This is a genomic window from Chryseobacterium sp. ON_d1 (assembly GCF_006829085.1).
Taxonomy (GTDB): Bacteria; Bacteroidota; Bacteroidia; order Flavobacteriales; family Weeksellaceae; genus Chryseobacterium.
The window spans coordinates 228,940-237,423 of record NZ_BJTC01000011.1 but is presented as its reverse complement, the minus strand read 5'-3'; the positions used below and the strand labels follow the sequence as shown (position 1 = coordinate 237,423).

Sequence of the window (8,484 nt, the reverse complement as noted above, 5' to 3'; positions counted from 1 at the left end):
GCAGGGAGAAAAATTTTAAACATTTGTTTGGGGCTTGGGGTGGAGGGTTGGAGAGTTTGAGCGTTTGAGCGTGAGAGGGTTTGAGGGTGGGAGAAAGAGAGAATGGTGATGCCGGGATGCGGGGGGTACGGGATGTGGGGTTGACCATTGATCAAAATAGTGTATATTATATAATAGAGAACAGACTATATAAGAAAACAGGATTTCTTCGAAAATTAAGAATTATGCCTGATTCCTATTGAATTGATGATACACCATATTATATATCAAACACAGCATTCTCACTCCGCAGAAGTCCGGACAAAACTTTTCCGTAGCATGACACGGTTAATACCAACTGTTAAAAAGATTTTGGGCATTATCCTGCCAACTTACATCCTTTAAGGGCTCTGGTCTAAAAGTTTGGATTCCTGCGGAATGACACAAGGGGAATAAAGGCTTGTACCCACTAATCCGAAGCTCGCAACACAATAACCCGAACACTATATTCTCCTACCACGAAATTCATCATTCATCATTAACGACTCCTTCCCTAGCCCTGATAGAAATGGTTACCCCGCAGCAGGAGCTGGAGCGCAGGAGGGTTTGAGCGTGGAATAGCGCTGGCGCGAGGAGTATGAATGGATAGCAGGATTAAGCTCCGAAATAAAGTGGGAATGTGGGAGTGTTGGAGAGTGAGAGATATAAAAAAGAGGAATATGAAATTCTTATGGATTTTCTGCAGTATCTAAAAAAACATTCCGTAAGAATCTTAATATAAGTGACTCTTACGGAATGGGGATAAAACGAAGTTATATTTTTATTAGTTCAAGACGTATGATGTACCGTCTCTTCCATCTTTTAATTCTATTCCTTCTGCAAGCAGTTTATCTCTGATTTGATCTGAAAGCTCGAAGTTTTTAGATTTTCTTGCCTGATTTCTCAATTCGATCAAAACTTTCAGGGTCTGATCAAGCTTTTCGTTGTTGTTTTCTTCTACAGTCTGTAATCCTAAAACATCAAAAATAAATGCATTTAATGTTGATTTCAAATCTTCAAGATCTGCTGTTGAGATTGTTTCTTTACCATCATTTAAAGCAAAGATATATTTCACCGCTTCAAATAAGTGAGCAATCAGGATTGGAGAATTGAAATCATCTGTTAAAGCTTCATAAGCTTTATTTTTCCATTCCTCCAACCTAAAGCCGGATTGTCTGGTATCGTCAGGAGTAATAGCGTTCAGTACTTTGACCGCTTCCATTAATCTGATGAATCCTTTTTCACTGGCTATCATTGCATCGTTTGAAATATCCAGAACGCTTCTGTAGTGCGCCTGCAGGAAGCAGAAACGTACAATTGAAGGGTGGAAAGGTTTTTCAAAGAAGTCATTATCTCCTGTCACCAACTGCATTGGAAGGATATAGTTTCCTGTGGATTTACTCATACGCTGCGAATTCATCGTCAGCATATTGGCATGCATCCAGTAATTCACCGGTGCGGTATCGTTGCAGGCTTTTCCTTGTGCAATTTCACATTCGTGGTGTGGGAATTTAAGATCCATTCCTCCTCCATGGATATCGAATGTTTCACCTAAATATTTAGTACTCATTGCAGTACATTCAAGATGCCATCCCGGGAAACCTTCTCCCCAAGGGGAATTCCATCTCATAATGTGAGCTGGAGATGCTTTTTTCCATAAGGCAAAATCCTGTGGATTTTTCTTTTCTCCCTGCCCGTCAAGATCTCTGGTATTGGCAAAAAGTTCTTCTATATTACGTTTTGAAAGTTCGCCATAGTTCAAACCTCTCCTATTGTATTCCAATACATCAAAGTACACTGACCCGTTGCTTTCATAAGCAAAACCTCTTTCAATCAGCTTTTGAGTCAATTCGATCTGTTCTACAATATGTCCTGTTGCTGTAGGTTCGATATTCGGTGGTAAAAGATTGAACATATCCAATACCTTGTGGAAATCTACGGTGTACTTCTGTACAATTTCCATAGGTTCCAGTTTCTCAAGTCTGGTCTGTTTCACGAACCTGTCGTTATCTACATTCCCATCATCGGTAAGGTGACCCGCATCAGTAATATTTCTTACATATCTTACTTTATACCCCAAATGCATCAGGGTACGATAAATAAAATCGAAAGAAAGAAAAGTCCTTACATTCCCTAAATGCACATTACTGTACACTGTAGGTCCGCATACATACATACCGACATTTCCTTCTAAGATAGGTTTGAATATTTCTTTTTCCGCAGTAAGGGAGTTATATATTTTTAATTGCATTTATTTTTAAGTTAAAAAGATTTAATGATTTTAAAGATTCAAAAATGAGTTAAATTACTTCTGTCACAACAGATAATTGTTGTGATAAAAATTTTATCTGAAACTTTTTTAAATTTTATCATAATTAAATCGCTTTTAAATGATGTTGCAGATGATCTACATAATCATTGATAATAAACTCCAATGTAAAAACCTGAGGTTTTGTTTTGGTAGTATCACAGGTTCTTTGTAGTGCTTCATCCGGAATTTTTTCAACTACATGAACGATCTGATAGTTCAAAGATTTCCACAGATCGATAAGGTCTGTAGTAGGAACATTCTGATAGTTCTGAGCTTTCACCCAAAAGTTCTGATCATAAACAATATTCTCATTCTCTTTGTATTGGGTAACAACAAATCTACGGATATTTGTTAAAGCACTGTCACAAAGATGGCCAATAATTTCTTTTTTGGACCATTTTTCCGGAGAACTTTTATACGACCATTCCTGTTCAGAGATATTTTGGAATCTCTGAAGCTCGGCATCAATAATATTTTTAAGGACTTGGTAGTTCATTTTTTATTAATCTAGTTTTGCATGGCTTCCAACATAATGTAAGAACTCCTGTCTTGTAATAGGGTTTGTTCTGAAAATACCACTTAATTCTGCCGTAATTGTAGAACTTGCCGTATCTTTTATTCCTCTGCAGTTGACACAAAGATGCTTGGCATCAATGATACAGGCTACATCTTTTGTTCCTAAAGCTTCTTTCAAAGCGTCTACAATCTGCATGGTAAGCCTCTCCTGAACCTGAGGTCTTTTTGCATAATAATCAACAATTCTGTTAATTTTTGAAAGACCGATTACTTCTCCATTGGATATATAAGCAACATGAGCTCTTCCTATAATGGGCAAAAAGTGGTGTTCACAGAAAGAATATACGGTGATATCTTTTTCCACCAACATCTGGCGGTATTTATATTTATTGGAGAAAGTGGAGATTCCTGGTTTATTTTCGGGAAGAAGTCCTCCGAAAATCTCATTTACATACATTTTGGCAACACGTCTTGGAGAGTCTTTCAGAGAATCATCTGTCATATCTAACCCTAACGTTTCCATAATTTCGCCAAAAAGCTCAGTAATTTTTTCAACTTTTTCCTGTGGCGATTTATCAAAAGCATCTTTCCTTATAGGCGTATGTTCTTTTCCAGTGAAAATATCATCGTCGTTATCAGTAAAATCAACCATTTTTATTTAATTTGCAGCAAAAATACGGATAATATCGGTTTATCTATATTCAATTGAGATGAAAAACATTATCTTTTATAACCCGTCCTTATTAACAACCTATGATTATTGTCGAAGAAGTACAAAACCAACTCCATAAAAGGGAATTTCTTGAATTCCCGGCCCGTCTTTATCGGGATGACAAAAATTATATCCGCCCTTTAGACAAGCACATTGAAGAAATTTTTGATCCTGAGAAAAATAAATTCTTTAAAAACGGAGAATGCAAAAGATTTCTGTTCAAAAAGAATAACAAAACGGTTGGTAAAGTAGCTGTTTTTATCAATGCCTGCTATGAGCAAAAACAGTCTACCGGAGGAATAGGTTTTTTCGACTGTATTAATGATCAGGAAACGGCCAATTTTATTTTTGACCATTGTAAAAACTGGCTTCACAAAAAGGGAATGGAGGCAATGGACGGACCTATCAATTTTGGAGAAAGAGACAAATTTTGGGGTCTTTTAACTGAAGGTTTTATTGAACCCCTGTTTGGGATGAATTACAATTTCCCTTATTATAAAGATCTTTTTGAGAATTATGGTTTTCAGATTTATTTTGAGCAGCTTTGTTTTACCCGACCTGTGTTTGCAGAAGTATCCCGGATTTTCAAGATTGCTCATGAAAAAAACAGAAGAAATCCTGCTATTTCTGCCCAGCCTATGAAGAAGAATAACCTGCCCAAGTTTGCCAAAGACTTTACAGAGATTTATAATAAAGCATGGGCTTCGCATGGGGAAGGAAAGCATCTGGAAGAAGCAAAAGTTCTGAAAATGTTCAACACCATGAAACCTATCATCAATGAGCATATTTCATGGTTTGTCTATGAAAACGAGACACCTATTGCTATGTGGATCAATATTCCGGACCTCAACCAGTGGTTTAAATATCTGAACGGGAAATTCGGATTTTTTGAAAAACTTAAATTTTTGCTGTTGAAACATCTTAAAAAGAATGAAAAAATGGTGGGACTTGTTTTTGGGGTAGTCCCTGACTGGCAGAAGAAAGGCATTGACGGGTATATGATATGGGAAGGAACCCAGCATTTGAGGAAGCATACAGATTTTACAATTACAGAACTACAGTGGATTGGTGATTTTAATCCGAAAATGATTAAGATTGCAGAAACGCTTGATACGACTGTGACTAGAAAACTGGCTACTTATCGGTATTTATTTGACAGAAATAAGGAATTTGAGAGACATCCAATTCTTTAGGGTAAGGAAGAAGAAAATTTTAAAGTTTATTATTACCGTCAGATTGTTGATTAAAAATAAACCCCTGTGAAAATTCACAGGGGTTCCTTCATTTTTGGTACTTTTATTAGAATAGCTCACCGGCTACTTTTTTAATATTGTCACTTTTCCCCATGGAGTAAAAGTGCAAAACCGGAACTCCGAAGTCCAGCAATTCTTTACATTGAGCAATGGCCCATTCTATTCCGATTTGTTTTACTGCTTCATTATTTTTTGCATTTTCCACTTCATTGATCAGTTCTTCGGGAAGGTCTATTTTAAACACTTGTGGCAGAATTTTCAAATGCTTCTTGGTGGCAATAGGTTTGATGCCCGGAATAATCGGAACGGTAATTCCCATTTCTCTTGCTTTCTGAACGAATTCTATATACTTTTTATTGTCAAAGAACATCTGGGTAACAATATAATCTGCTCCGGCATCTACTTTTTGCTTTAGCCATTTGAGATCATAATTCATGGAAGGAGCTTCCATATGTTTTTCCGGGTAGCCGGCAACACCAATGCAGAATTTATTTAATTCATCACTAACCTGCTCTTCATTATGAAGATATTTTCCTCTTCCGAGGTCATTAATCTGATTGACCAGATCCATTGCACTTGCATGTCCTCCCTGAGTAGGTTCGAAATACTGATGTCCTTTCATAGCATCTCCTCTTAAAGCCATCACATTATCTATCCCCAGATACATACAGTCTACCAATAAATATTCTGTTTCTTCTTTCGTGAATCCTCCACAAAGAAGATGCGGAACCGTATCTACATTGTATTTATGCTGAATGGCCGCACAAATTCCTAAGGTTCCCGGGCGCATTCTTGTAATACGGCGTTCCATAAGGCCATTTCCTTTATCGATGTAAATATACTCCTCTCTGGATGTTGTAACATCAATGAAAGGTGGTTTGAATTCCATTAACGGATCGATATTCGTGTAAAGGTCTTCAATCCCGATTCCTTTCTGTGGCGGAACAACTTCTAAAGAGAATAAAGTTTTTCCATTTGCATTTTTAATGTGTTCTGTTATCTTCATGTCAATGTTAATCTGCTAAATTTGGTGACAACCATTTTTTTGCTTCCTGGATGCTACAGCCTCTTCTTGCTGCATAATCTTCAAGCTGGTCTTCTGTAATTTTTCCTAATCCGAAATATTTGGCATGTGGACTTCCAAAATAGTATCCGGAAACAGATGCTGTTGGGAACATGGCAAGGCTTTCTGTAAGGAAAACCCCAGTATTCTCTTCTACTTTTAAAAGATCCCAGATAGTTTTCTTTTCCAGATGGTCCGGACAAGCCGGATATCCCGGTGCCGGACGGATTCCTTTATATTTTTCGGCAATAAGCTCTTCGTTGCTTAAGTTTTCCTGATTGGCATATCCCCAGTATTCTGTTCGGACTTTTTTATGTAAGAATTCGGCATATGCCTCTGCAAAACGGTCAGCTAAAGCTTTTACCATAATGGAATTGTAATCATCATTTGCTTTTTCATATTCGGCAGACAGTTCATCAGTTCCAAAACCTGTTGTTACACAGAATGCTCCCATATAATCAGTTTTTCCTGAGCTTTGAGGAGCAATGAAATCACTCAAGGCCAGATATTCTTTTCCTTTTGATCTTTGAGCCTGCTGTCTAAGAGTTAAAAACCTGGCTTTTTCATTATTATTTTCATCAAAAATCAGGATATCATCAGATTCATTGGAGTTGGCTTTAAAGATTCCGAAGATGGCTTTTGCCGTCAACAATTTCTCATCCAGAATTCTTTTCAGAATCACCTGAGCATCTTTAAATAATTCTTTTGCCTGAACGCCCACAACCTCATCTTCCAGAATATTCGGATACTTCCCATGGAGATCCCAGCTCCTGAAAAACGGAGACCAGTCGATAAAAGGAACCAACTCATTCAGATCCTGGTTTTCGATCACTTTTATTCCTAAATTATTCGGGGTGAAGATTTCTTCGTTTTCCCAGTCGATCTTAAAATAATTTTCTCTGGCTTCTTTGATGGAAACATAATCTTTGTCTACCTGTCTGTTCAGAAATTTTTCCCTGAAATCGGAATAGTCATTCTTTAAATCCGAAACGTATTCTTTATTTCTGTCTCCCAACAAAGCGCTTACCACATTTACAGCTCTTGAGGCATCATTTACGTGAACAACAGCATTTTTATATTTTAAATCGATTTTCACTGCGGTATGTGCTTTTGAAGTGGTAGCACCACCGATCAATAAAGGAAAATCTAAATTCTGTCTTTCCAATTCTGATGCGATATACACCATTTCATCCAGACTTGGGGTAATCAGTCCACTTAATCCTATAACATCTACTTTTTCTTCAATAGCAGTCTGTATAATTTTTTCCGCAGGCACCATTACTCCAAGGTCGACAATTTCATAGTTGTTACAGCCAAGAACAACACTTACGATATTTTTACCGATATCATGAACGTCACCTTTTACGGTTGCCATTAATATTTTTCCATTGGCGGGTTTTGTTCCGTCTTTTTCTGCTTCAATAAAAGGCTGTAAATAAGCCACCGCTTTTTTCATTACTCTTGCTGACTTTACCACCTGTGGAAGAAACATTTTTCCGCTTCCGAATAAATCTCCTACCACTCCCATTCCTGTCATCAGATTCACTTCAATAACATGAAGGGGTCTTTCTGCCAATAGTCTTGCTTCTTCTACATCTTCTTCAATAAAACGGTCGATTCCTTTGACCAAGGCATGGGTAATTCTTTCCTGCAAAGGATTATTTCTCCATTCCAGGTCCTCAGTTTTTTCTTTTTTTACGGATTTATGCTTCTCAGAATAGTCCAGAAGTCTTTCTGTTGCATCATCTCTTCTATCCAGAATCACATCTTCAACGAGTTCCAGCAATTCTTTATTGATTTCATCATATACTTCCAGCATAGCCGGGTTTACAATACCGATGTTCATTCCCGCCTGAATGGCGTGATAAAGGAACACAGAGTGCATTGCTTCTCTTACGGTATCATTTCCACGGAAAGAGAAAGAAACATTGCTCACTCCCCCGCTTACAGAAGCATAAGGAAGGTTTTGTCTTACCCAGCGTGTGGCTTCAATAAAGTCGATAGCGTTTCGTCTGTGTTCTTCCATTCCGGTTGCCACCGGAAATATATTTAGGTCAAAAATGATATCTTCAGCAGGAAAACCAATCTGATTTACCAGAATGTCATAGGATCTTTTTGAAATTTCAATTCTCCGTTCAAGATTGTCGGCTTGCCCCACCTCATCAAATGCCATTACAATAACTGCCGCTCCATACCTTTTAATGGCTTTGGCATGTTTGATAAATTCTTCTTCTCCTTCTTTCAAACTGATAGAATTTACTACACATTTTCCCTGAGCAACCTGAAGACCTGCTTCAAGAATTTCCCATTTGGAGGAATCTACCATAATCGGAATTCTTGCGATATCCGGTTCAGAGGCTATTAAGTTCAGGAATTTGATCATGGAAGCTTTTCCATCAATCAATCCATCATCAAAGTTCACGTCCAGAATCTGGGCGCCTCCTTCTACCTGATGGCGGGCAATATCTAATGCTTCGGAGAATTTCTCCTCTTTGATCAATCTTAAAAACTTTTTGGATCCGGCAACGTTCGTCCTTTCACCAACATTGATGAAATTACTCTCCGGTGTTATGATAAGAGGCTCAAGGCCTGATAATCTTAAATACTTCAT

At 37.7% G+C, this 8,484-nt stretch carries 6 protein-coding genes; 1 reads left to right on the top strand and 5 read right to left on the bottom strand.

Annotated elements, in window-relative coordinates:
• Positions 1 to 802 precede the first annotated feature (802 nt).
• The 3 genes from cysS to folE all read right to left on the bottom strand — a co-directional run bounded on the left by cysS (position 803) and on the right by folE (position 3,497).
• The gene (cysS, locus tag CRS_RS18220) at positions 803 to 2,269 is read right to left on the bottom strand and encodes a cysteine--tRNA ligase (RefSeq protein ID WP_142725396.1); all 1,467 of its coding nucleotides are present in this window, start codon (positions 2,267 to 2,269) and stop codon (positions 803 to 805) included.
• 124 nt (positions 2,270 to 2,393) lie between these two features.
• Positions 2,394 to 2,825 carry a DinB family protein gene (locus CRS_RS18215; RefSeq protein ID WP_142725395.1) on the bottom strand — a complete coding sequence of 144 codons (432 nt, stop codon included), beginning with the start codon at positions 2,823 to 2,825 and terminating at the stop codon, positions 2,394 to 2,396.
• Between the two features lie 6 nt (positions 2,826 to 2,831).
• Complete coding sequence (gene folE, locus CRS_RS18210) at positions 2,832 to 3,497, bottom strand: GTP cyclohydrolase I FolE (RefSeq protein ID WP_142725394.1); 666 nt, start codon at positions 3,495 to 3,497, stop codon at positions 2,832 to 2,834.
• A gap of 101 nt (positions 3,498 to 3,598) precedes the next feature.
• Here folE and CRS_RS18205 point away from each other — a divergent pair, with 101 nt between their 5' ends.
• Positions 3,599 to 4,750, top strand: a complete 1,152-nt coding sequence (locus CRS_RS18205) for a hypothetical protein (RefSeq protein ID WP_142725393.1) — start codon at positions 3,599 to 3,601, stop codon at positions 4,748 to 4,750.
• Between the two features lie 106 nt (positions 4,751 to 4,856).
• Here CRS_RS18205 and metF read toward each other — a convergent pair whose 3' ends face one another.
• Positions 4,857 to 5,816 carry a methylenetetrahydrofolate reductase [NAD(P)H] gene (metF, locus tag CRS_RS18200; protein ID WP_142725392.1) on the bottom strand — a complete coding sequence of 320 codons (960 nt, stop codon included), beginning with the start codon at positions 5,814 to 5,816 and terminating at the stop codon, positions 4,857 to 4,859.
• Between the two features lie 7 nt (positions 5,817 to 5,823).
• The gene (gene metH, locus CRS_RS18195) at positions 5,824 to 8,484 is read right to left on the bottom strand and encodes a methionine synthase (protein WP_142725391.1); all 2,661 of its coding nucleotides are present in this window, start codon (positions 8,482 to 8,484) and stop codon (positions 5,824 to 5,826) included.